Below are 22555 nucleotides of genomic sequence, written 5' to 3'. Positions count from 1 at the left end.
CAATGGATTTCGCATTGGTCGAACTGGACGACGACGACAAAGCATTCCTGGCCGAGGTGCGTAACTTTCTCGCCGAGCATGTCACCGACGAGGTTCGCCGCCGCGACCGCGACACTGGTGACAACTTCGACGAAGGCGTCCACCTGGCGATCGGAGCCGCCGGTTACCTGGAAAAGGAGTGGACGCCGTCTACCCAGGGTGGCTTCAGCCGGGTGCGGCGACGCATCTGGGAGCTGGAGAAGCGCCGGGTGCATACGCCGTGGGTGACGTGGGGGACCACCGCGATGGTGGCGCGGGCAGTCGCGGCGTTCGGAAAACCCGAACTCGTCGAAGAGGTGATGCCCAAGGTCTTCAGCGGAGAAGTGCGGATGTGCCTGGGCTACACCGAACCCGAAGGCGGATCCGACGTCGCCACGTGCAAGACGCGCGCGGTGCGGGACGGCGATCAATGGGTCATTAACGGGTCCAAGATGTTCACCACCGGCGCGCACAACTGCCAGTACGTGTTCCTGATCACCAATACCGACCCGGACGCGCGGAAACACAAGAGCCTGACCATGTTTCTGGTGCCGCTCGACCTGCCGGGCATTGAAATCCAGGGCATCCGCACCGTCGACGGAGACCGGACCAACATCGTGTACTACAGCGATGTCCGGGTCGACGACAAATACCTGCTCGGTGAGGTCAACGGCGGCTGGACCGTGTTGCGCGGACCGTTGGATGCCGAGCACGGAGCGGTGTCGGCGGCGCCGGACGGGCTGCAGGACGTCGCGATCATGGCGCACCAGAGCGGGTTCATGTCCGCCGCGGTCGACGCTGTCGCGGCCCGGGTAGGCCAACCGGGACCGGACGGGTCCCGCCGGGTGGACGACGGATCGGTGGCCTTCCGGCTCGGGCGCAGCGCCGCCCGGCTGGAAGCGGCGCTGTCGACACCGGGTATCTTCGGCCGGGTCGCGCAGGCGCAGACCATGCGTGACATCGGAACCGATCTGATGGACATCGCCGGTCCCGCCTCGGTACTGCCGATCGAGACCGACGGCGCCGCCGACAACGGGACGTCCGAATATCTCTACCGATTCGCCCCGCTGGCCGGGATCTACGGCGGCACGTTGGAGGTGTTCCGCAACATGATCGCCCAGCACGTGCTGGGACTCGGCAAGCCGAACTATTCGCCGCCGGCCACCAAGGTGTCCTGAGGTCCCTCAGGCGTGCGAGGTCGGACTCTGCGGAGACTCCCACTTCGCGGCCAGCGATCTCTTGACCGTGGTGCCCGCCGCCAGTTCGAGCTGGAAGGTTTCACCGCTGTCGCCCTCGAGCGTGACGACGTATCCCTCATCGGTGGCGTCCTTGAACACCACTTTGCACGTCTGCTCACCCGTAGCGCGCACGAGCGCAATGAGATCGCCGGGGGAGACGTCATCGATTCGGTCGTTTCCGGAGATTTCAGCCATGTTCCCGACGCTAGTCGATGGGTCGGATGCCGACTGAGTAGGGCTCAGTCGCGTCTGCCCCGGGTACGGCGTAACCACCGGCCGCGTTTGATGTCCTTTTCCTCGGCGGCCTCGTTCTTCTCGACGACGCGGGTGTCGCGCGGTGGCAACTGCAGTTCGCGCTCGGCGGCGATGCCGGCCTGCAGTTGCCGGCCCCGCTCCAGTTCGGCGTCGAGTTCGGCGCCGAACAACAGCGCCAGGTTGGTGATCCACAGCCAGAGCAGGAACACGATGACGCCGCCCAGCGTGCCATAGGTCCGGTCGTAGCTGCCGAAACGGCTTACGTAGCAACCGAATCCGACGGAAGCGGCGGACCACACCACGATCGCGACCCCCGCGCCGATGCTGAGCCAGCGAAACTTCGGTTGCTGCACATTGGGTGTCGCGTAGTAGAGGATCGCGACCACCAGCGTCACGATCGCCAGCATCGCCGGCCATTTCAGGACGGCCCAGGCGGTCCGCGCGGCACTTCCCAACCCGGTCGCGTTGCCCACCGCCTCGGTGACCGGCCCGCTGACCACGAGCATGACGGCCACCGCCGCGGCCAGCACCAGGCCCGCCAACGTCAGTACCAACTGCAGCGGCCGCAACTTCCACACCGGGCGCCCCTCGGCGATCTCGTACACGCGGTTCATCGCCCGACCGAACGCACCGACATATCCCGACGCCGACCACAGCGCCGCGAGTGCGCTGATGATCAGCGCGAAACCGGCGGACGGGTTGTCGACCACCTGCGCGATGGGTTGACGCAGCATGTCGACCGCCGACGCGGGGGCCAGGCCCGCGACCACCTCGAGCAGCGCGTCGGTGGTGCGGCGTCCCTCACCGAAGACGCCGAGCAGCGAGACCATCACCAGTAACGCCGGAAAAACCGACAACACGGCGTAGTAGGTGAGTGCGGCCGCCAGGTCCAGGCATTGGTCTTTGCGGAACTCGTACCCGGTCTTACGCAGCACGAACAGCCACGAGGCCTTGGTCAGGTCGTCCGGCGACTGCGGCTTGCTCGGATCGTCGGGATCGAGCGCCCGTTTGCGTTTGTCGCTCGGCGCTTCGTCGGTGTCGGATCGGGCCATATCTTCCGGTTCCCGCCGGCGCACTGATTCACACCCCGCGGCGGCCCCCGTCGATGCCAAGAATTCGTTGAGAATCCTCCAAAGCCGCCCGACCAACATGGGGTCAACGCACACAGCATCTCGGCCGAGCAGACCTGGAGAAATCACGAATGACCCTCAACGGCTTCCCCGAAGTTCGGCCGCGTCGATTCGATTGGATGCACCCTCGGGGCCGGGTACTCGCCTACAGCGGATTGCTGGCGTTCAACGCGGGTTCGGTGAATGCGGTGGCGCTGCTGGTGCTGGCGGTGCCGGTCGGCAACCTCACCGGGGTCACCACCCAGCTCGGCATGGACACCGCCCACCCGTGGCGATACGAGAGCCACGTGCTGACCGCCATCCTGCTGGGCTTCCTGGTGGGGGCGGCCGTCGCCGGTGCGCTGTTGGCATCGGTTCGGGCCCCGCTGGCCAGCCGGCATGCCCTGATCCTGTCGGCGCAGGCGGTGCTGCTGCTACTCGCCGCGGCGGCGTTTCCGTCCGGCACCCCTGGCTCGGACGCACTGCAAATCAATGCGGTGAAGGTGCACCTGGTCGGACTGGGTTTTGAGAAAACTGCCGTGCAAGCGTTGCTGGCCGCAGCGGCCCTCGGCCTGCAGAACGGGCTGACCTCCAGCTTCCGCGGCATGGCCATCCGCACCACTCACTTCACCGGCACCGTCACCGATCTCGGGCTGATGCTGGGTCGCAGCCGTCAGGACGGCATCGACACGTGGAAGATCGTGACCCTCACCGTGACGCTGTTGCTGTTCCTGTCCGGTGGTATCGCCGGGATCCTGATCGGTGCTCAACTCGGCGGGTGTGCGCTGCTCGTCCCCGCCTCGATCTGTGTGGCGGTCGCCGCGGCCAACATGGTGCAGGGCCGGGAGCGCCGGGCGGTGTTGGTGCCCGTCTGACCTTTGCGGCTCGCGGACGGCCCGCGCGGACGGCTTACGTGGTGAGCACGCTCGCGGCGGCGGTGCCCGGCGCTCCGTACAACTGGGCGAAGCCCACCTTGGGATCGCCGGGAACCTGACGATCGCCCGCCTGTCCGCGTAACTGGCGAACGATCTCGTGGATCTGGCGCAGCCCCGAGGCCCCGATCGGTTCGCCGTTGGCGATCAGGCCGCCGTCGGTGTTGACCGGCATCGGCCCGCCGATCTCGGTGGCTCCGTCGGCCAGCAGCTTCTCCTGCTCTCCGTCGGCGCAGAAACCGCACTCGGCCAGATGGATGATCTCCGCACCGGCGTCGGTGTCCTGCAGCTGAATCACGTCCACGTCAGCCGGGCTCACGCCCGCCTTCTCGAACGCGGCGCGCGCCGCGTAGACCGTCGGCGAAACATCCTCCTGCACCGGCGCGCAGGTGGTGTTCACCTCATAGGCACCGTACTTGCGGGTGCGAACCTCGACCGCCTTGAGGTACACCGGCTTGTCGGTGTAGCGGTGGGCGATGTCCGCGCGGCACATCACCACCGCGGCGGCGCCCTCGTCCGGCGCGCAGAACATGTACTGGGTCAACGGATAGTTCAGCATCGCCGAGTTGAGGATGTCGTCCTCAAGGATCGGCTTGCGCCGGAACGCATTCGGATTCAGCGCACCGTTGCGGAAGTTCTTGGCGGCCACCCTGGCCAGGGTGCGCTGGGAGATGGCGTGGTCGTGCAGGTAGCGGTTGGCTTTCATGCCGAAGAACTGGGTGGTGAGGTACTGGCCGTTCTCGGCGTACCAGCGCGGCATCCCGACCAGCGCGGGATCCTCGGTGAACGCACCCCTGGGGTGCTTGTCCAGTCCGACCGCGAGGCCAATCTCGTAGTCGCCTAACCGAATTCCGTCCGCACAGGCCTTCGCGGCGCTGGCCGCGGTGGCGCACGCGTTGAAAACGTTGGTGAACGGTATCCCGGACAGCCCGACCATTCCGACGATCGCGTCCGGATTGGCCACCGTCCAGCTGCCACCGGTGGCGGCTTGAATATCGGCCCACTGCACACCGGCGTCGGCCATTGCGGCGAAGATGGCGTCGACACCCATCTGCATCGCGGACTTGCCCTCGAACCGGCCGAACGGGTGCAGGCCAACCCCGATGATGGCTACCTCGTGCACTACCCAAACACCCTTCCTGCCGCGATCGGAGGGAACGCTATGACGACAGACTTGTCTATACTACTGTAACCGTTACCGTTGATCGTTCCGAAAGCGTAGCCAACCAAGAAGGGGTCGCCCGTGGGCAAGCACCGCATCGACCGCTTGATGGCGTTGGTCCCGGACAACACCGACGCGTTCGTCGGGGCGATGAGTGCCGACTTCGGAACCCGATCCCAGATGATTCCCTCGGCGGCACCGTTCGGGGGAGGCGGCCGCAGCGGCATGGGGGCCTACCACGGCACAGCCGGTTTCGACACCTTCACCCACTACCGCACGGCGGTCGGTTCGGATCTGCCGTTCAGCATCACCAGCAGCGCGGCGCCACCGTTCCGCAAGTCGATGAAGAGGTATGCCGACGGGCAGTTGTGGTTGGCGCGCAACAGGACTCGCCGCCGTATCAAAAGGGCGCAGTCCAGTCAGGGGGCGGGTTCATGACGACGGCGACGGTGGTGTTCGACCCGTTCTCCGAAGACTTCTTCACCAATCCCTACGACATCTACCGGCGGATGCGTGCGGAAGCGCCCGTCTATTACAGCGCCGAGTACGACTTCTACGCGTTGACCCGCCACGCGGATGTGGCGGCGGCGTTCAAGGACTACCAGACGTATTCGTCAGCCTACGGGGTCGACCTGGCGCAGGTGCGCACCGGTCAGGTGGCCGAGCACGGATCAATCATCGCGATGGATCCGCCGGCCCATCGCCGGATGCGCGGCCTGCTGAACAAAGTCTTCACCCCACGCGCCATCCAGGCATTCCGTCCGTTGGTGACCCAGTCCATCGATAAGCATCTCGCCGCGGTGAACCGGAACGGTTTCGACTTCGTCCAGGACTTCTCGGCACTGTTCCCGGTGGACGTGATGACGACGTTGCAAGGTGTGCCCGAACCGGACCGGCAACAGATCCGGCTCTGGATCGACGACCTGCTGCACCGCGAACCAGGCCAGGTCGAAGCGAGCGAGGCCGGCATCAAATCGGCCATCGACATGTCTATCTACTACTACCGGATGATCAAAGCGCGCCGCGAGAACCTGGCCGACGACCTGTTGAGTAAGCTGATCCAGTCGCAGATCGAGCGTGACGACGGTGCGGTGACCCCGCTGAGCAACCTCGAGATCACCGAATTCGCAACGTTATTGGGTGGTGCCGGCGCAGAGACGGTGACCAAGTTGCTGGGTAACGCCGCAGTGGTGTTCGCGCGCAACCCGGATCAGTGGCAGAAGCTGTTGGACGACCGCAGCAAGATTCCGCTGGCGGTCGAGGAACTGCTGCGTTACGAGGCGCCATCGCAGTACAACGTGCGCCACTCGATGCGCGATGTGACGTTGCACGGGGTGACGATTCCCGCCGGCAAACCGGTGTTTCTGGTCGGGGCGTCGGCCAACCGGGATCCGGCGGCCTGGACCGACGCGGACACCTTCGACCTGGACCGTGACCGCACTGAGGCGCAGAATCTGGGTCTCGGCTACGGAATTCACAGCTGCCTGGGTGCGGCCCTGGCCCGGCTGGAAAGCGTGATCGCGCTGGACCGGATGCTGGACTTCATGCCGCGCTACGAAGTCGACTGGTCGGGGTGCCGACGGGTCAACATGCAGAACGTCGCCGGCTGGAGCAATGTGCCGGTGCGGGTGCTGGACTAAGGTCCGGGATCGCGACGCCAGACCAGGGTGCTGTGGATGGCCCTGCCCCGGGCCGAGCGCTGGCTCACCGACAGCGTCAACCGGTCGCCGTCGATGCGGGCGTGCCGAAGTTGAGGCTGTTCCAACAACTCCGGCATGGTCGCAATGACGACCTCGTGGGTCACCGTCGACGCCTGCTCGTCGACGTGGAATCGTCCACCGTAAGAGACGAATTCGGCACCCGGGCCCGGCGTCAGCTGTGCGGACATGTGCCCGTCGGTGGTGTAGAGGATGAGCCCGCACGGGTGCTCGCCGAACGGATGCCGCAGTTCGCCGGTTTCTTCGTCGCGGGAGACGAACGATTCCAGTCGCCACCCACCCAACAATGCCGCATGCAGCTCGCCCACCCGGTTGACCCTACCGAATCATTTACAGTACCGTCCACGTTCATGGGCTGTAGGCGTCTGCGGCGATGATCGCCGCGGCCGGTGGCGCGATCAAGATCGATGGGGGCATTCCCATGGAGCTGACGCGCGTACGTTCGGCTGCGACCGAATTGGAAAGCCGCGGCTACGACGGCGGTTGGACCGGGGAGATCAATCACGACCCGTTCCTGCCCATGCTGTTGGCCGCCGAACACACCTCGACAATTCAACTGGGCACCAGCATTGCGGTGGCGTTCGCGCGCAGCCCGATGACGGTCGCCAACGTCGCGTGGGACCTGCAGTCCTTCTCGGCAGGCCGGTTCGTCCTTGGCCTCGGCACCCAGGTCCGGCCACACATCGAGAAGCGGTTCAGTATGCCGTGGAGCCGGCCGGTGGCCAGGATGCGCGAGTTCGTCATGGCGTTGCGCGCCATTTGGAACTGTTGGCAGGGTGGCGGCCGGCTGCGTTTCGAGGGCGACTTCTACACGCACAAGATCATGACGCCGATGTTCACCCCCGAACCGTTGACCTGTGCGCTGCCACAGGTGTTCGTGGCTGCTGTCGGTGCCGCGATGACGGAGATGTGCGGGGAGGTCGCCGACGGGGTGATCGCCCATGCATTCACCACCCGTCGCTATCTGGACGAGGTGACCTTGCCGGCGTTGAACAACGGGCTCCGCCGGGCCGGGCGCGACCGGAGTGACGTCGCCGTGTCCTGTCCGGTGTTCGTCGTGACCGGCCGCACCGAGGCCGAAATATCCGACGCCGCTACGGGAGTCAGAAAGCAGCTCGCGTTCTACGGTTCCACACCGGCCTACCGCAACGTGCTCGATCTGCACGGCTGGGCCGATCTGCACACCGAACTGCACCGGCTGTCGCGGCAGGGCGAATGGGACGCGATGGGCACGCTGATCGATGACGACATGCTGGCTGCTTTCGCCGTGGTTGCACCCGTCGGCGAACTGGCCGCCGCGCTGCGCGTGCGCTGCCAGGGCGCGGTCGATCGGGTGCTTCCGGCGTTCCCGGCGGCCTTGCCGCGGGCAACGGTTGTGTCGATCCTCGAGCAGCTGCGCTAGAAAGGTACGGCCATGTTGGACAGGGGCACAGACAGGGTCAGGGGCCGCACGGTCGTCGTCACCGGTGGCGCCCGCGGCATCGGATTCGCCACCGCGAGAGCACTATTGGCCCGCGGCGCGCGGGTGGTTATCGGCGACCGCGACGGTGCGGCGCTGGCGGCCGCGGTCACGGAACTCGGTGCTGCGGGCCAGCTTTCCGCTCACCTGCTCGACGTCTCCGATCGGGCGTCGTTCGCCGCGTTCCTGGACCGGGCACGAGGCGACAGCGGCGGCCGCATCGACGTGCTCATCAACAACGCCGGCGTGATGCCGGTAGGTTCGTTCATCGGGCAATCGCAGCAGGCGTTGCGGTCCGCCATCGAAGTGAACCTCTGCGGGGTGCTCAACGGTTGTCAGCTGGTGTTGCCCGAGATGGTGGCACGCCGGCGCGGGCACATCGTGAACATCGCCTCGATGGCGGGCGTGATGGCGATCCCCGGACAGGTGGTCTACGCGGCGACCAAGTTCGGTGTGGTCGGACTCAGCGTCGCGATGGCCGACGAATTCGCCTCCCGCGGTGTCGATGTCACGGTGGTGCTGCCGCCGTTCACCCAGACCGAGCTGATCGCCGGGACGAACGCCGCCGGTATCGGCAAACCGGTGCGGCCCGAGGTGGTGGCCGCGGCGATCGTCGGCGCGCTGGACAGGCCGCGCACTCATGTGGCGCTGCCGCAACCGACCCGGTTCGTCGGACCGGTGGTGGCGATGCTCGGGGCGCGCGGCCGGCGCTGGTTCAACAAGCGAGTCGGCGCGGACACCCTGTTTCTCGACGACATCGATCACGCGGCGCGGGCCTGCTACGAGCGACGGGCCGAGGCGGCGGTCGGTGTAGTGGACGCCTAGCCACCGCTCGAACGCGTTGATTCTGCGGTGAGGGTGTGGCGCACTCGCACTCTTGCACCCTGGACGCAGAGCCAAGGCGGGCGGCGCCCGCCTAACCCGCTTCGGCCTGGGCTCGCGCCCACCGGTAGTCGGCCTTGCCCGACGGGCTGCGCTGGATGACATCGCGAAACACGACCGCTTTCGGAAGTTTGTAGCGCGCCAACGACGTTGCGGCATGTGCGATCAACTCGGCAGCATCGGTGCGGGCGCCGTCGGCCAGCGCCACTACGGCCACCACCTCTTGGCCCCACCGCTCGCTGGGACGTCCGGCGACCACCACGTCGGCCACGGCGGGATGGGAGGCGACCGCGGTCTCGACCTCTTCGGCGAAGATCTTCTCCCCGCCGGAGTTGATGGTCACCGAGTCGCGGCCCAGCAACTCGATGTGGCCGTCGTCGCGGTGACGGGCACGGTCACCGGGAATCGCGTAGCGCACGTTGTCGATGACCGGGAAGGTCGCGGCGGTCTTGACCGCATCGCCTTTGTACCCCAGCGGAACGTACCCGCGTTGGGCCAGCCAGCCCAGCCCGTCGTGGCCCGGGGGCAGGATCGAGCTGAGATCCTCAGCGGCCACGAAGGTGTCCGGCCCGGCATTGAAGGTACCGGTCGACACCGCCCCCGACATGGACATGTGGTGCATCTGCGCGCCGGTCTCCGAGGATCCGACGCCGTCGATGATGATGGCGTTCGGCAGCACCTCGATCAGCCGTTGCTTGACGTACGGCGTTAGCAGCGCCCCGCCGTTGGCAACGACGGCGAGCGACGACAGGTCGACGTTCGCATTCTCGATCGCCGCGACCAGCGGTCTGGCGATCGCGTCGCCGACCACCGTGACCGCCAGGACCCCTTCGCGTGCGATGGTGCGGACCACCTCGTCGGCATCGAGTCGGTGCACGGTTGCGGGAAACACCACCGACTGCCCGGTGGTCAGCGCCGTCATCACACTCCACTGCGCGGCGCCGTGCATCAGCGGCGGCAACACCATCAGCCTGGTACCCGGGCCGGCCGTCACCCGCGCCACCACGTCCTCGACGGAGCCGACCGGTTGACCGGTGACCAGGTCGCGCCCACCGAAGGAGGTCATGAAGATGTCGGCCTGACGCCACAGCACACCCTTGGGCATCCCCGTCGTGCCACCGGTGTAGAGCACATAGAGGTCGTCGGGCGAGTGCTGTACGGGCGGGGCTTCGGGGCTGGCAGATGCCAGCGCCTCTTCGTAATCGACTGCGCCATCCAACAATTCGTTGCCCGAGTCGTCGGCGATCTGGATCAGCACTCGCAGCCCGGGCAGATCGGGCAGTATCTCTGCCAGCCGCGGCGCGAACTCGGCGTGGTAGATCAGGGCGGTGGCGCCGGCGTCGGCCAACAGGTATTGCAGTTCTTGCCGGACATAGCGGAAGTTCACGTTGAACGGCGCGACGCGCGCGGCGAACGATCCGAGCAGGGATTCGACGAACTCGTTGCCGTTGTAGGCGTAGATGCCCAGCAGATCCTGCCCGGCTTCGTGGCCGGCCAACTCTGCGCGCTCGGTGTGGCAACCCAGTCCGCGCGAATGCAGATAGTTGGCCAGGCGGTTGGCGCGATCGGAGATCTGGGCGTAGCTGAACCGCCGGTCGCCCTGAATGATCAGGTCGCGGTCCGGGATCGCGGCCGCGACGGCCGCCACGACCGCGGGGACGGTGAATTCGGTCTCGGGCACGAGTGTCCTTTCTGCCGAGCAGACGCAGAATCGCACGGATGAGCTTGCCGCAGTGCGATTCTGCGTCTGCTCGCGCCTCAAGGCTGGTGGGGTAGCAGGCGGACCATCAGCCCGTTGGCTTCGGTCAGCACCGTGCCGTCGGTCGCCGTAATGCTAGCGGCAATGAAAACCTTGCGGCCGTCGACTTCGCTGATGCGCCCCGCAGCGGTCAATGGCTCGCCGATCGGCGTGATCTTGCGGTAGTCGACGTGCAGATAGGCGGTGCGGGTGGGCCGGATCTCGGCGGCGGTGACCACCATGCCGAACAACCAGTCGTACAGCAGCGGGATCATCCCGCCGTGCACCGCGTTGTTACCGCCGACGTGGGCTTGGGTGAAATGTCCGTGCATCACCACCCCGTCCGGGCCGGATTCGGTGACGCTCCAGGGCGGCAGCAGGGGATGGCCCAGGCCGGGCAGGCTCAGCACCCGACCGGCCACCGCGTCGACTTCGGGAACCTGGTGGCCGTCCAGGAGCGCGCACGCCTGCTCGATATGACCGGCGGCGGCAGCCCACAGTGCGCTGTCCGGGCGGGTGGAGACGGTCAGATCCTGCAACCGCCGCAGGGCGGCCGCGAAAGGACCCAGTTCCTCAGGTGCGTCTTCGACGGGTCTGACATCGGGGAATCCCCCGCGGGCCGGGGATGCGGTCTCGGTCATTGCGCCGTCCAGGTCTGCACCAGGTCCTCGGTGGTGGTGACGGTGGCCAGCAGCGAGAGCGTATTGGCGATGACGGCCTCGCCGTACTCGGTCGGGATGCCGGCCACTGCGTCGCGGGGCACCACCACCCGGTATGCGGCGTTGACGGCGTCCATGACGAAGTTGGGGATCGCGATGTTGAGCGAGACGCCGACCACCACGACCGTGCTGACCCCGAGGTTGCGTAGCACCGCGTCCAGGTCGGTGCCACCCATCGGGCCCACCCCGTGCCAGCGGGAAAGCACCAGATCGGTTGGCGCGGGCCCTAATTCGGGGAGCAGCGCCGCCCCGGGGGTGCCCGGGGTGATGTCGACCTGTCCTTGCCCAAGGGTGAAGATCTTGGCGTTGCGGTTGGAGCCCAGCCCGTCCGGACGCTTGTGCACCAAGCAGTGCACGACGTGCACGCCGGCCGCCCGGGCCGCGGGCAGCAGACGCGCGATATTGGGCAGTGCGACGCGACGGGCCTCCTCGGCGAGCATCGCCAGTCCGGCGTGCGGGCCGATGACCGCACCCTGGCACTCCTGGGTGACGATCGCGGTGTGCCCGGGTCCGACGAGACCGGCGAGTTTGTCGGTCATCCCCGGGCGCCCACTGCCGGTGCCGCGTCATAGAATTGTGTCGCCCATTTTCGCAGTGCCATATAGCCTTTCGCGTCGGTCTTGGACAGCGCCGGGCGTTCCACATATTTCTGGTACCGCCAGATTTCCAGGTCGTCGAAGACGGTGGACAGGAACTGCCTTTCGATCAGCTCGCGCAGCTTGCCCGCCGGCACCGGGGCGTCGTCACCGGGGACGCGCGGCCACCAGATCGAGTAGAACAGGTCGGAACGCTCGTCGTCGACCGGCGTGCAGGTGAAGATCAGCCGATGGTTCTGGGCGCCCTCGAAAACGCTGATCGCCCCGCCGAGACCGAACAGGTGGCTGTGAAAGATCAGGGCCAGGTCGTCCGGGTTGTCGCTGCGCGCGTCCGGCCATCCCGCGGTGAACTGCCACTCGTGCTCGACGATCTTCCAGTCCAACACCCGGGGCGTGACGGTGGCGTGGTGCACGTATTCGAAATGCGCGCTGTCCGGGGCGTTTTCGGCCACGATCTGGGGATGCACCGGTTCGCGTTCGGCGCGCCGGGAGAATTCCGGGTACGCCCGGTAGTAGGCCGCCGGGTCGGTCTCGAACTGCGGGAACTTCTTGAAGATATCGGGCATTTCCCACTGGGGTTCTTTGCCGTCCGGGTGGTGCCAGATGAACACGCAGTCGTACTGCTCCCGCACCGGGTAGACCTGCAGCCGCAGCGCGCGGTTGGGCCGCTCCGGCTGGTAGGGGATGTACCGGTTGGTGCCGTCCGGACCCCAGCGCCACCCGTGGAACGGGCACTGGAGGCAGTCGCCGACCACCTTGCCGCCATGGCCGAGGTGGGCGCCGAGATGTTTGCAGTGCGCTTCCAGGATGTGCAGTTCGCCGGAGTCGTCGCGGTAGGCGACCAGGTCCTCACCGAAGTACTGCAACGGCCGAGCCTCGCCGACCGGGAATTCCGGGGACCACCCGACCATGAACCACCCGGTGACTTTCCAGGTGAAAGGGACCTGCACGGCGGCGCCTTTCGACTATGGGCTGATACTTAATCTATTACAGTATAGATTTCAGCAACTTGACACCATTCGTCCGGCGCGGGCAAGGAGCTCTATGTCTGGTCACGACCTGCGGGGGAGCCGGTGATTCGGCAGCTCAAGACTTGTGCCAGACCGGAGGTGACGGGTGGATCTTGACGTTCTGGTGATCGGTGCCGGGTTCTCCGGCCTGTACATGCTGCACCGGCTGCGCCAGCTCGGTGTGCGGGCCCGGGTGCTGGAGATGGCGGAGAACGTCGGCGGCACCTGGCTGCTCAACCGGTATCCCGGGGCACGCTGCGACATCGAGAGCATCGAATACTCCTACAGCTTCTCCGAGGAGATTCAGCAGGAATGGGTATGGACGGAGTCCATGCCGGCCCAGCCCGAGATCGAGGCCTACCTGAACTTCGTCGCCGACAAGCTCGACCTGCGCCGCGACATCGCGTTCAACACCGAGGTGGTCGCGATGCGTTTCGACGAGGACGCCGCGGCGTGGGAGGTGCGCACGCAGGCGGGTGAAACGCTCACCGTCCCGTTCGTGGTCGCCGCGTCCGGAATCCTCTCGGTCCCTCTGGAACCCGATATCCGCGGGATGGCGTCCTTCGCCGGGACGTCGCTGTACACCAGCCGCTGGCCGCGCGAGGGCTTCGATCTGCGTGGTAAGCGGGTCGGTGTGATCGGCACCGGCTCCACCGGAGTGCAGCTCATTCCCGTCGTTGCGCAGGAAGCCAAGCAGCTCACCGTGTTTCAGCGTTCGGCACCGTACACGCTGCCGTGGCAGGTGCACCGGTTCGAACCCGGGGAGTTGGACGAGATGAAAGCGCGCTACGCCGAGATCCGAGCCGCGCAGCGCGACCATCCGATCGGGGCGGCACGGCTGAGCGCGTTCTCGGTGCTGCTGGAGATGCTGGCCAGCCCGCCGCTGAAGTCAGCAACCCGCGAGCAGCAGCTGCGCGCCATCGAGGAGAACGGCGTGCTGGGCGCGCTGAACTGGAGTGACGTCTTTTTCGACATCGAGGCCAACCAGATGGCCGCGCAACTGTACGGTGAAGCCGTTGCCCGAATTGTGCGAAACCCCGAGACCGCGGCCGCCCTGGTGCCGCGACACCCGTTCGCCTGCAAGCGGCCGATCATCGACCAGGGCTACTACGAGACGTTCAATCGGGACAACGTCATCCTGGTCGACCTGCGCAACGACCCGATCCAGCAGGTAACTGCCACCGGCATCCGCACCGCCCGCGGAGAACACGAACTGGACGTGATCGTCTACGCCACCGGGTTCGACGCGATGACCGGCGCGCTGAGCCGCATCGACATCCGCGGCCGCGACGGCATGTCGCTGGGTGAATTCTGGGGCGAGGCAGGCCCGCTGTCCTACCTCGGGTTGGCGGTCGCCGGATTTCCCAATCTGTTCACCGTCCAGGGCCCGGGCAGCCCCAGCGCAGCGACCAACTTCGTGGCTGCGCTCGAACAACACGTCGAATGGATCGGGGACTGCATCGCGTATCTGCGGGGCAACGGGATCCGTACCATCGAGGCGCTGGACACCGCCCAGCAAGAGTGGATCGAGCACGCCACCGCGCTCGTCGCTCCGACGGTGCTGGTACACCCGTCCTGCAGCTCCTGGTACAACGGGGGCAACGTTCCCGGCAAGAAACGGATGTACATGGGCTACACCGGTGGCATCCCCGAATACCGCCGGCGGTGCGACGAAGTCGCGACCACCGGGTACGCCGGATTCAAGCTGAGGTAGGTGATTGGTCGTGTCGTTGGCAACCCGCGGGCTGGGCATCAGCCGGGAACTGGGCATGCTGCTGCCGCGCACCGTGTCCGGGGTCAGGGGGCAGCCGTTCGGGGTGCGCCCCTTCGGCGAGGTGTTCCTGGATGAGCTTGTGCTGACCGGCTTTTCGGTGCTCAATGACGGCAGGCCCACGACGGTGCGGACGGCGCAGGAGTGCGCCGCGGCAGCCGAGGAGCTGTCAGCGCTCGGCATCGACGGAGCCCACGCCGAGCCCGCGCCACTGCACGTGCGCGCCGTCCGACGCCGCCGCATCGCAGGGCTGGCGTACGAGCGCATGACCTTCGAGCACGACCCCGCACTGCCGCAGACGCTGGTGGACGAGGGCTTCGGGGGCGCCGCGCGGGCGGCGGTGCACCTGTGCCGGCACCGTGACGGTCCGCGGCCATGGCTGATCTGGATCCATGGCGCCGGTCAGGGTGGTGCGGAGGACATGTTGATGTCGCGCATCGACCGCGTGCACCGCGGCCTGGGCTACAACGTGGCGATGCCCGTTCAACCCGGGCACGGCTGCCGGCGCGGGTATTGGCCGGCATATCCCGACACCGATCCGCTGGGCAATGTCGCAGGCATGATGCGGTCGGTGTCGGAAATCCGCGCGGTGCTGCGCTGGGTGCGCAAACAAGCCACCACCGTTGTGGTGGCCGGAGTGTCGATGGGCAGCCCGGTGGCCGCACTGGTGTCGCATCTCGAGCGCGACATCGACGCGGTCGCGTTGTACACCCCGATCCTGGGGTTGAACTCGATGATCGCCCGGCACCTGAGCAGGTCGGGTTCGTCGCGCCGGGATTACTGCACGTTGCTGCAATCCGACGTGGTGTCGCAGCTGACGTCGGTGATCGACCCGCTGCGGGCCGACCCGGCCCCGCCGCCGCACCGGCGGCTGATCGTCGCCGCCCGGCATGACCGGATGGCGATGCTGGAACCGGCGCTGGTGTTACAGGAGAGATGGGGCGGGCAACTGTACTGGTATGCCGGCGGACACGTCAGTCACGTGTTCTCCCGCCGGGTTCAGACCGTCTCGGAGCGGTTCCTGCGCGAAGTCAGGGGTTCGGATGAGTGATCGCCTTCTCGACGAGTTGGGCTACTACCTGCTGGCCGGAGCGGGGGGAGAGGGTCCCGCGACCCTGATGGACGAGGCCCGCCGGGGTGAGGAACTCGGCTTGGGCACCGCGTTCATCTCCGAACGATGGAACGTCAAGGAAGCCTCGTCTCTGGTGGGAGCGGCGTGCGCAGTGACCAGCCGCATGCAAATCGCCACCGCCGCAACCAATCACAACACCCGTCATCCGCTGATCACCGGTTCGTGGGCGACGACCATGCACCGGTTGTCGGGCGGCCGTTTCACGCTGGGCATCGGCCGGGGCATCGCCGCGATCTACGGGGCGTTCGGCATCCCGGCGGTGACCACCGCCCAGATGGAGGACTGGGCGAACGTCATGCGCCGACTGTGGCACGGCGAGCTGATCTTCAATCACGACGGCCCAATGGGCAAGTACCCCATTCTGTTTCTCGACCCGGACTTCGACGAGGACATCCGGTTGGCGTTGGTGGCGTTCGGTCCCAACACGCTGGCGCTGGGCGGTCGGGTGTTCGACGACGTCATCCTGCACACCTACTTCACCCCGGAAACGTTGCAGCGCTGCGTCACCACGGTGAAGACGGCCGCGGAAAAGGCCGGCCGCAACCCCGACAGTGTGCGGGTGTGGTCGTGCTTCGCCACGGTCGGCGACCACCTGCCCGAGCAGCTGCGCCTGAAGAAGACTGTTGCCCGCCTTGCTACCTACCTGCAGGGTTACGGCGACCTGCTGGTGAACACCAACAAGTGGGATCCCGCTGTGCTGCAACGGTTCCGCGAAGACCCGGTGGTGACGTCGATCGCGGGCGGGATCGACCACAAAGCCACGCCCGAGCAGATCGAGCACATCGCGACGCTGATTCCTGAGGAGTGGCTGGAACCGTCGGCCACCGGGTCGGCGCAGCAGTGTGCCGAGCGGGTTCGCCGCGAGTTCGACTACGGCGCCGACGCGGTGATCCTGCACGGCGCCACACCCGACGAACTGGAACCCGTCGTGGCCGCCTACCGGGCCGCGCAGTAGCGTGAGCAGACGCAAAAGCCCCCAATTTCGTTGCGAAATAGGGGCTTTTGCGTCTGCTCGCGCCAAAGGGGTCAGGGCAGGATGACGGTGCGCGTTACCGGCTCGGCGACCGCCTGCCGGCTGGACAGGCCGCGCCGTAAGGCATCCAGCAGCGCGTCGCGCGTCTCCCGCGGATCGATCAGCTCGTCGAAGCCCATGTTCTCCGCCGACCGGTAGGAGGCCTGCAATTCGGCCTTGCGCAGCTTGGCGGACAGATCCTCGGCAGCGTGCGAGGCGCGGGTGAGCGCGGCCGCGCTCATGGCGCCCATCGTCGCACCCGGATAGGCGAAAGTGGCTGTCTGCTGGTCGAATCCGAGCAGCGACATCACCATCGAACCGAAGCCGTACGCCTTGCGCAACGTCAGGTGCAACTTGATTGTCGTCGCCGCGGTCTGGGCGGCGAACATCCGCGCACCGCTGCGCAGCACGCCCTGGCTCTCCGAGCGACTACCGGGCAGCATGCCCGGGTTGTCGGCCAGGAAGATGATCGGCAGGTGGAACGAATCAGCCACCAGGATGAAGTGCGCCGCCTTGTCCGCGGCCGCGGCGTCGATGGAACCGGCCAGCACCTGCGGCTGGTTGGCGACGACGGCGACCGGTTGGCCGCCGAGATGGGCCAGCGCGCAGATGATCGCCTTGCCGAACGTCGGTTGAACCTCGAACCAATCGGGCCGGTCGAACACGACGTCGAGCACTGCGCGCATGTCGTAGACGCGGCGGTTGTCGCGGCTGACGATGCTGAGCAACTCCGGTGTCGGTCGCGGTTCGCAGGTCTCGTCCGGTTCCAGCGCCGGCGGGTACGACCACGCGCTGGGCGGGAAATACGACAGATAACGCCGGATGTCGTCGAGCACGGACTCGTCGTCCTCGGCGACGTTGTGGATCACTCCGCTGGGCAGCGCGACAGCCGGGCCGCCCAGGTCCTCCTTCGAAATGTCTTCGCCGGTGGACTCTTTGACCACCGGCGGTCCGGCGGTGAAGATGGTGCCGTGTCGGCTCATGATCCGGAAATCGCACACCGGGGCCACCAGAGCGCCGTGTCCCGCCGACGGCCCCAGCACCGCTGCCACCGTCGGGACCCGGCCCGAGCACTGCGTCTGCGCGAGCAGGTCGGTGGGGCTGCGGCCGTAGTGGCCACCGGTCGGCCGGAAGCCGGCGCCGTCCAGCAACATCACCATCGGGACCTTGTTGCGCACCGCCAGTTCGGCGATCCGGTGCCGCTTGGAGTTGCCGCCGGGGCCGATGCTGCCCGCCAGCGTGGTGAAGTCCTCAGCGCCCACCATCACCGGTCGACCGTCGATCAGACCCGATCCGGTGACGATCGCGTCGGCCGCGGTGTCGCCGCCAACCAAAGTACCCAGTTCGCGGAAGGTACCCGGGTCCAGCAGATAGTCGATGCGGGCGCGGGCGTCCAATTTGCCTTTGCCGCGGTGCTTGTCGAGGCGCTCCGGGCCCCCCATGGCCCACGCGTGGCGGCGACGCCGGTCGAGGTCGACGAGGGTCTCTTCCCAATCCTCGGGCTTACCCATCCTGGTCCTCACTCGCCGGGCCGAACCTGTTGAACTGCTCACTGTAGCGGGTCGGTGCCGGCGCGCATCGAACACGTTGACCCTACCGAATCGCTTACTGTAGCTTTTCCATCATGTCGCGTGGGGGCCTCAAGATCGACGGAGGTATCCCGAACAGGCTCGACGACGCGGTCGAGGCCGCCACTGCACTGGAACAACACGGGTTTGCCGGCGGCTGGACGGCCGAGACCAGCCACGACCCGTTCCTGCCGCTGCTGCTGGCCGCCGAGCACACCACGCGTCTGGAACTCGGCACCAACATCGCCGTCGCGTTCGCGCGCAGTCCGATGACCGTGGCCAACCTGGGCTGGGATCTGCAGGCGTACTCGCAGGGCCGGTTCATCCTCGGGCTGGGCACCCAGATCCAGGCCCATATCGAGAAGCGGTTCAGCATGCCCTGGAGCCACCCGGCCCGCCGGATGCGCGAATTCGTCGCGGCGCTGCGAGCCATCTGGTCGGCGTGGAAGGACGGCGAACGGCTGCGGTTCGAAGGCGAGTTCTATACGCACAAGATCATGACCCCGATGTTCACCCCGGAACCCATGCCGCACCCGGCCCCGAAGGTGTTCCTGGCCGCCGTCGGGGAGGCGATGACGGAGATGTGCGGTGAGGTTGCCGACGGCCACCTCGGTCACCCGATGGTCTCCAGGCGCTACCTCACCGAGGTGACGATGCCGACGCTACTGCGCGGTCTGCAACGCGCCGGGCGGGACCGCGCCGACTTCGAAGTCGCGGCCGAAGTGATGGTGGCGACCGGCACCGACGAGGCCGAGCTGGCGACCGCAATCGCGGCTGCGCGCAAGCAGATTGCGTTCTACGGGTCCACACCCGCCTACCGCCGGGTGCTGGACCTGCACGGCTGGGGTGACCTGCACACCGAACTGCACCGGATGTCCAAAGCAGGCGAGTGGGACGCGATGGCCGCACTCGTCGACGATGAAATTCTGAGCACCCTGGCGGTGGTCGCACCGGTCGGCGAAATCGGCGCCGCACTGCGAAGCCGTTGCGAGGGCATCGCCGACCGGGTGTGGCCGATCTTCTACGCCGCTTCCCAAGACTGTATTACCGCCGCCTGGAAGGAGATTCGCCCGTGAACGCTACGGTCATGGATGAGGCCGCCAAGCTGCTGGCCGATCCGCAAACCTACACCGACGAGCGCCGCCTGCACGCCGCACTGACCCACCTGCGTGCCAGTGCTCCGGTGTCCTGGGTCGAGGTGGAGCACTATCGGCCGTTCTGGGCGATCACCAAACACACCGACATCATGGACATCGAGCGCGACAACACGCTGTTCACCAACTGGCCGCGCCCGGTCCTGACCACTGCCCAGGGCGACGATCAGCAGGCCGCTATCGGGGTCAAGACGCTGATCCATCTCGACGACCCGCAACACCGCGACGTCCGCGCGATCGGAGCCAACTGGTTTCGGCCGAAAGCCATGCGGGCGTTGAAGGTTCGTGTCGACGAGCTGGCCAAGATCTATGTCGACAAGATGCTGGAAGTGGGGCCGGAATGCGACTTCGTCCAAGAGGTCGCCGTCAACTACCCGCTCTACGTGATCATGTCGCTGCTCGGCATACCCGAGGCCGACTTCCCCCGCATGCTCAAGCTCACCCAGGAGCTGTTCGGCAGCGACGACACCGAGTTCAAACGTGGCACCACCGTCGAAGACCAACTACCCGCGCTGTTGGACATCTTCGGTTACTTCAACGACGTGACCGCTGCGCGCCGCGAGCACCCGACCGAGGACCTGGCATCGGCCATCGCCAATGCCCGGCTCAACGGCGAACCGCTGTCCGACATCGAGACGGTGTCCTACTACCTGATCGTCGCGACCGCCGGGCACGACACCACCAGCGCCACCATCTCCGGCGGGTTGCAGGCGCTGGCCGAGAATCCCGACCAGTTGCAGCGGCTGCGCGACGACCTCTCGCTGATGCCGCAGGCCACCGAGGAGATGATCCGTTGGGTCACCCCGGTCAAGCAGTTCATGCGCACCGCTGCCCGGGACACCGAGGTACGGGGAGTTCCGATCGCCGCGGGCGAGTCGGTGCTGCTGTCGTACGTTTCGGGCAACCGCGACGAAGAGGTTTTCGACGATCCGTTCCGCTTCGACGTCGGTCGGGAGCCGAACAAGCATGTCGCGTTCGGCTACGGGGTGCACTTCTGCATGGGCGCCGCACTGGCCCGCATGGAGGTCAACAGTTTCTTCACCGAGTTGCTGCCCAGGCTCGAATCGATTGAGCTGACCGGTGATCCGCAGTATGTGGCCACCACGTTCGTCGGCGGTCTCAAGCACCTGCCGGTGCGCTACTCGCTGCGGTGAGGCGGCTGTGACCGCTGTGTGGCGCACGTCATAGACTCCCAGCGGGAGGACATCAGCCTATGACCCCGAGAACGATCATCATCACCGGCGCCAGCGACGGTATCGGTGCCGCGGCTGCGCGCGAGTTGCGTCGCGGCGGCGCGAACATCGTGGTGATAGGCCGGTCGCAGACTAAGACCGAGGCCGTGGCCGCAGAACTGGACGCGGATCATTTCGTGGTCGATTTCGCCGACCTGGCGCAGGCGCGCGCGCTGGCGGACAAGATCCGCTCCACCTACCCACGCATCGACGTGTTGCTCAATAACGCCGGCTGCATGGGCACCAAGATCCACCTCACCCCGGATGGTTACGAACACACCTATCAGGTGAACTACCTGTCCCCGTTCCTGCTGACCACCCAACTGATGGACGTGCTCGTCGACTCGCGTGCCACCGTCGTCAACACCACCAGCTCGTCGCATCTGCTGATCGTGCGGGCCGGCGTCGCGGACCTGGAGAACACCGCGCAACGCCGCCCCAGCACCGCCTATGCGCTGTCCAAACTGGCTATCGTGTTGTTCACCAAGGAATTACACCGCCGCTACCACAGCCGCGGGCTGTCTGCCGTAACTGTGCACCCCGGTTACGTCAACTCCAATTTCGGCCCGGCGTCGGGATCAAAGGCGCTGGCGTTCTCCAAACGCTACCTGCCGACCGAGCGGTACACCGCAACATCCGAACAGGGCGCCGAGCAACTGATCTGGCTGGCGTCGAGCACCCCCGGCGTGGATTGGACACCGGGCGAATACTATTCGCGGCACAAGATCGCCCGGGTGAACCGCCTGGCCAGAAACACCCGACTGGCCAACGACCTATGGGAGAGCACCATGACCAGGATCGCGACCTAACGCATGCTCGGTGTTCATCACACTGCGATCTGCACCGCGGATGCGGACCTCGCCAGACGGTTCTGGTACGACGGTCTGGGACTCGCCGAACTGTCCGACTATACGTTCACCGGCGACTGGCCAGACCTGTTCGGCGCCAAGGACACTCAGTTGCGCTCCCGCTTCCTGGGCGATCCGGGCACGCCCGACCCGGGGATCGATTTGATCGGACCGGCCCGGTGACCGCTCTGGTTACCGGCGGCGGGTCCGGGATCGGACGCGAAGTGGCGGCGCGGTTGCGCGAGGCCGGAGACGACGTCGTCGTCTGGGATCTCGCCGGCGCACCCGAGGCGCCGGATATCGTCTGCGACATCAGCGATTCCGATGCCGTGGCCGCCGCAATGGAACAAACCGTGCGCGAGCACGGCGTGCCGACCCGGGTGGTGACCTCGGCCGGAGTCGGGTCGTCCGGCCTGCTGCTGGAAATGCCGGTTGCGGAATGGCAGCGGGTATTGTCGGTCAACCTCACCGGCACCTGGTACACCATCCGCGCCGCCGCCCAAGCCATGATCGACGCCGAATTGCACGGTTCGATCGTCGTGGTCTCGAGCATCAGCGGCACCCTGGCCGACCGGGACATGGGCGCCTATTGCGTCTCCAAGGCGGGCCTGGACATGCTGGTGAAGGTCGCGGCGGTGGAGTGGGGGGTCCACGGCATCCGCATCAACGCCGTCGGGCCCGGGGTCACCCGGACCCCGATGCTGCCCGATGCCGAAAAGTGGCCTGCCTGGGTCGAGGGCATGTCCAAACGCACCGCCCTGCGGCGCCTGGGTGAACCCGCCGACGTGGCCGAGGCCATCCTCGGGACACTCGAAATGTCCTGGGTGACCGGGCAAGTCATCCACGCCGACGGTGGTCTCTCGTTGCACAGCCCGATCGACGCCTACGGGCAGGTGGAAAAGCTGATGCGGCTCAAGAAACTCAAGGAGCTGCACGAGGCCAAGCAGAAGGCCAAAGCCGCTGACCGCTCAGAGTGAACCACACACGCTGCACCGGCGTGTC

The 22555-nt window shown here is 66.6% G+C and carries 22 protein-coding genes and 1 pseudogene; 14 read left to right on the top strand and 9 right to left on the bottom strand.

Going from position 1 to position 22555, the window contains the following annotated elements:
• Positions 1-2 precede the first annotated feature (2 nt).
• Positions 3-1196 (top strand): acyl-CoA dehydrogenase family protein, encoded by a 1194-nt coding sequence (locus ACZYZ9_RS12355; protein ID WP_463826552.1) that lies wholly within the window; start codon positions 3-5, stop codon positions 1194-1196.
• 6 nt (positions 1197-1202) lie between these two features.
• Here the strand turns inward: ACZYZ9_RS12355 and ACZYZ9_RS12350 are convergent, their stop codons facing one another.
• Together ACZYZ9_RS12350 and ACZYZ9_RS12345 are read right to left on the bottom strand one after the other, a co-directional pair.
• On the bottom strand, positions 1203-1451 hold the full coding sequence (locus ACZYZ9_RS12350; RefSeq protein WP_463826551.1) for a hypothetical protein: 249 nt from the start codon (positions 1449-1451) through the stop codon (positions 1203-1205).
• Between the two features lie 44 nt (positions 1452-1495).
• Entirely contained in the window at positions 1496-2563 is a 1068-nt protein-coding gene (locus tag ACZYZ9_RS12345; protein WP_463826550.1) for a YihY/virulence factor BrkB family protein, read from the bottom strand.
• A gap of 149 nt (positions 2564-2712) precedes the next feature.
• On the opposite strand from ACZYZ9_RS12345, the gene ACZYZ9_RS12340 reads away from it, so the two are divergent.
• On the top strand, positions 2713-3495 hold the full coding sequence (locus tag ACZYZ9_RS12340; protein ID WP_463826549.1) for a DUF1275 family protein: 783 nt from the start codon (positions 2713-2715) through the stop codon (positions 3493-3495).
• A gap of 34 nt (positions 3496-3529) precedes the next feature.
• Here the strand turns inward: ACZYZ9_RS12340 and ACZYZ9_RS12335 are convergent, their stop codons facing one another.
• Entirely contained in the window at positions 3530-4675 is a 1146-nt protein-coding gene (locus ACZYZ9_RS12335) for a thiolase family protein (protein ID WP_463826548.1), read from the bottom strand.
• A 183-nt stretch (positions 4676-4858) separates the two neighbouring features.
• On the opposite strand from ACZYZ9_RS12335, the pseudogene ACZYZ9_RS12330 reads away from it, so the two are divergent.
• Together ACZYZ9_RS12330 and ACZYZ9_RS12325 are read left to right on the top strand one after the other, a co-directional pair.
• Positions 4859-5152, top strand: a pseudogene (locus ACZYZ9_RS12330) (coniferyl aldehyde dehydrogenase); the annotation flags it as partial.
• The gene (locus ACZYZ9_RS12325; protein ID WP_463826547.1) at positions 5149-6354 is read left to right on the top strand and encodes a cytochrome P450; all 1206 of its coding nucleotides are present in this window, start codon (positions 5149-5151) and stop codon (positions 6352-6354) included. The pseudogene ACZYZ9_RS12330 and the gene ACZYZ9_RS12325, both read left to right, overlap by 4 nt.
• Here ACZYZ9_RS12325 and ACZYZ9_RS12320 read toward each other — a convergent pair.
• Positions 6351-6740 carry a lipocalin-like domain-containing protein gene (locus ACZYZ9_RS12320; RefSeq protein WP_463826546.1) on the bottom strand — a complete coding sequence of 130 codons (390 nt, stop codon included), beginning with the start codon at positions 6738-6740 and terminating at the stop codon, positions 6351-6353. The two genes, ACZYZ9_RS12325 and ACZYZ9_RS12320, sit on opposite strands and share 4 nt — an antisense overlap.
• A gap of 65 nt (positions 6741-6805) precedes the next feature.
• Between ACZYZ9_RS12320 and ACZYZ9_RS12315 the strand changes: the two genes are divergently transcribed.
• Positions 6806-7834, top strand: a complete 1029-nt coding sequence (locus ACZYZ9_RS12315; RefSeq protein ID WP_463826545.1) for an LLM class F420-dependent oxidoreductase — start codon at positions 6806-6808, stop codon at positions 7832-7834.
• A gap of 12 nt (positions 7835-7846) precedes the next feature.
• Positions 7847-8716, top strand: a complete 870-nt coding sequence (locus ACZYZ9_RS12310; protein ID WP_463826544.1) for an SDR family oxidoreductase — start codon at positions 7847-7849, stop codon at positions 8714-8716.
• Between the two features lie 91 nt (positions 8717-8807).
• Here ACZYZ9_RS12310 and ACZYZ9_RS12305 read toward each other — a convergent pair whose 3' ends face one another.
• The 4 genes from ACZYZ9_RS12305 to ACZYZ9_RS12290 all read right to left on the bottom strand — a co-directional run bounded on the left by ACZYZ9_RS12305 (position 8808) and on the right by ACZYZ9_RS12290 (position 12776).
• A complete protein-coding gene (locus ACZYZ9_RS12305; protein ID WP_463826543.1) occupies positions 8808-10454 on the bottom strand; it encodes an acyl-CoA synthetase in 1647 nt (548 codons plus the stop codon).
• A gap of 77 nt (positions 10455-10531) precedes the next feature.
• Complete coding sequence (locus ACZYZ9_RS12300; protein ID WP_463826542.1) at positions 10532-11152, bottom strand: PaaI family thioesterase; 621 nt, start codon at positions 11150-11152, stop codon at positions 10532-10534.
• Positions 11149-11769, bottom strand: coding sequence for an isochorismatase family protein (locus tag ACZYZ9_RS12295; RefSeq protein ID WP_463826541.1), 621 nt, complete (start codon positions 11767-11769; stop codon positions 11149-11151). Before ACZYZ9_RS12295 ends, ACZYZ9_RS12300 begins: the two co-directional genes overlap by 4 nt.
• Positions 11766-12776, bottom strand: coding sequence for a Rieske 2Fe-2S domain-containing protein (locus ACZYZ9_RS12290; protein WP_463826540.1), 1011 nt, complete (start codon positions 12774-12776; stop codon positions 11766-11768). Before ACZYZ9_RS12290 ends, ACZYZ9_RS12295 begins: the two co-directional genes overlap by 4 nt.
• A 166-nt stretch (positions 12777-12942) precedes the next feature.
• On the opposite strand from ACZYZ9_RS12290, the gene ACZYZ9_RS12285 reads away from it, so the two are divergent.
• The 3 genes from ACZYZ9_RS12285 to ACZYZ9_RS12275 are packed head-to-tail and all read left to right on the top strand — an operon-like array spanning position 12943 to position 16694.
• The gene (locus ACZYZ9_RS12285) at positions 12943-14550 is read left to right on the top strand and encodes a flavin-containing monooxygenase (protein WP_463826539.1); all 1608 of its coding nucleotides are present in this window, start codon (positions 12943-12945) and stop codon (positions 14548-14550) included.
• A gap of 10 nt (positions 14551-14560) precedes the next feature.
• Positions 14561-15658 carry an alpha/beta hydrolase gene (locus ACZYZ9_RS12280; protein ID WP_463826538.1) on the top strand — a complete coding sequence of 366 codons (1098 nt, stop codon included), beginning with the start codon at positions 14561-14563 and terminating at the stop codon, positions 15656-15658.
• Complete coding sequence (locus tag ACZYZ9_RS12275) at positions 15651-16694, top strand: TIGR03857 family LLM class F420-dependent oxidoreductase (RefSeq protein WP_463826537.1); 1044 nt, start codon at positions 15651-15653, stop codon at positions 16692-16694. Before ACZYZ9_RS12280 ends, ACZYZ9_RS12275 begins: the two co-directional genes overlap by 8 nt.
• 71 nt (positions 16695-16765) lie before the next feature.
• On the opposite strand, the gene ACZYZ9_RS12270 is transcribed toward ACZYZ9_RS12275, so the two are convergent.
• Positions 16766-18262, bottom strand: coding sequence for an acyl-CoA carboxylase subunit beta (locus ACZYZ9_RS12270; RefSeq protein WP_463826536.1), 1497 nt, complete (start codon positions 18260-18262; stop codon positions 16766-16768).
• 113 nt (positions 18263-18375) lie between these two features.
• Between ACZYZ9_RS12270 and ACZYZ9_RS12265 the strand changes: the two genes are divergently transcribed.
• The 5 genes from ACZYZ9_RS12265 to ACZYZ9_RS12245 are packed head-to-tail and all read left to right on the top strand — an operon-like array spanning position 18376 to position 22530.
• Positions 18376-19395, top strand: coding sequence for an LLM class F420-dependent oxidoreductase (locus tag ACZYZ9_RS12265; RefSeq protein ID WP_463826535.1), 1020 nt, complete (start codon positions 18376-18378; stop codon positions 19393-19395).
• Between the two features lie 11 nt (positions 19396-19406).
• On the top strand, positions 19407-20627 hold the full coding sequence (locus tag ACZYZ9_RS12260) for a cytochrome P450 (RefSeq protein ID WP_463826799.1): 1221 nt from the start codon (positions 19407-19409) through the stop codon (positions 20625-20627).
• Between the two features lie 59 nt (positions 20628-20686).
• Positions 20687-21514 carry an SDR family NAD(P)-dependent oxidoreductase gene (locus ACZYZ9_RS12255; RefSeq protein ID WP_463826534.1) on the top strand — a complete coding sequence of 276 codons (828 nt, stop codon included), beginning with the start codon at positions 20687-20689 and terminating at the stop codon, positions 21512-21514.
• 3 nt (positions 21515-21517) lie between these two features.
• Positions 21518-21736: a VOC family protein gene (locus ACZYZ9_RS12250; RefSeq protein ID WP_463826533.1), complete on the top strand. Its 219-nt coding sequence runs from the start codon at positions 21518-21520 to the stop codon at positions 21734-21736.
• On the top strand, positions 21733-22530 hold the full coding sequence (locus tag ACZYZ9_RS12245) for an SDR family NAD(P)-dependent oxidoreductase (protein ID WP_463826532.1): 798 nt from the start codon (positions 21733-21735) through the stop codon (positions 22528-22530). Before ACZYZ9_RS12250 ends, ACZYZ9_RS12245 begins: the two co-directional genes overlap by 4 nt.
• Positions 22531-22555: the final 25 nt, after the last annotated feature.

It is taken from the genome of Mycobacterium sp. IDUB_28 (assembly GCF_055419285.1).
The sequence above is the reverse complement of the archived record's forward strand: the minus strand, read 5'-3'. Positions and strand labels throughout refer to the sequence as shown.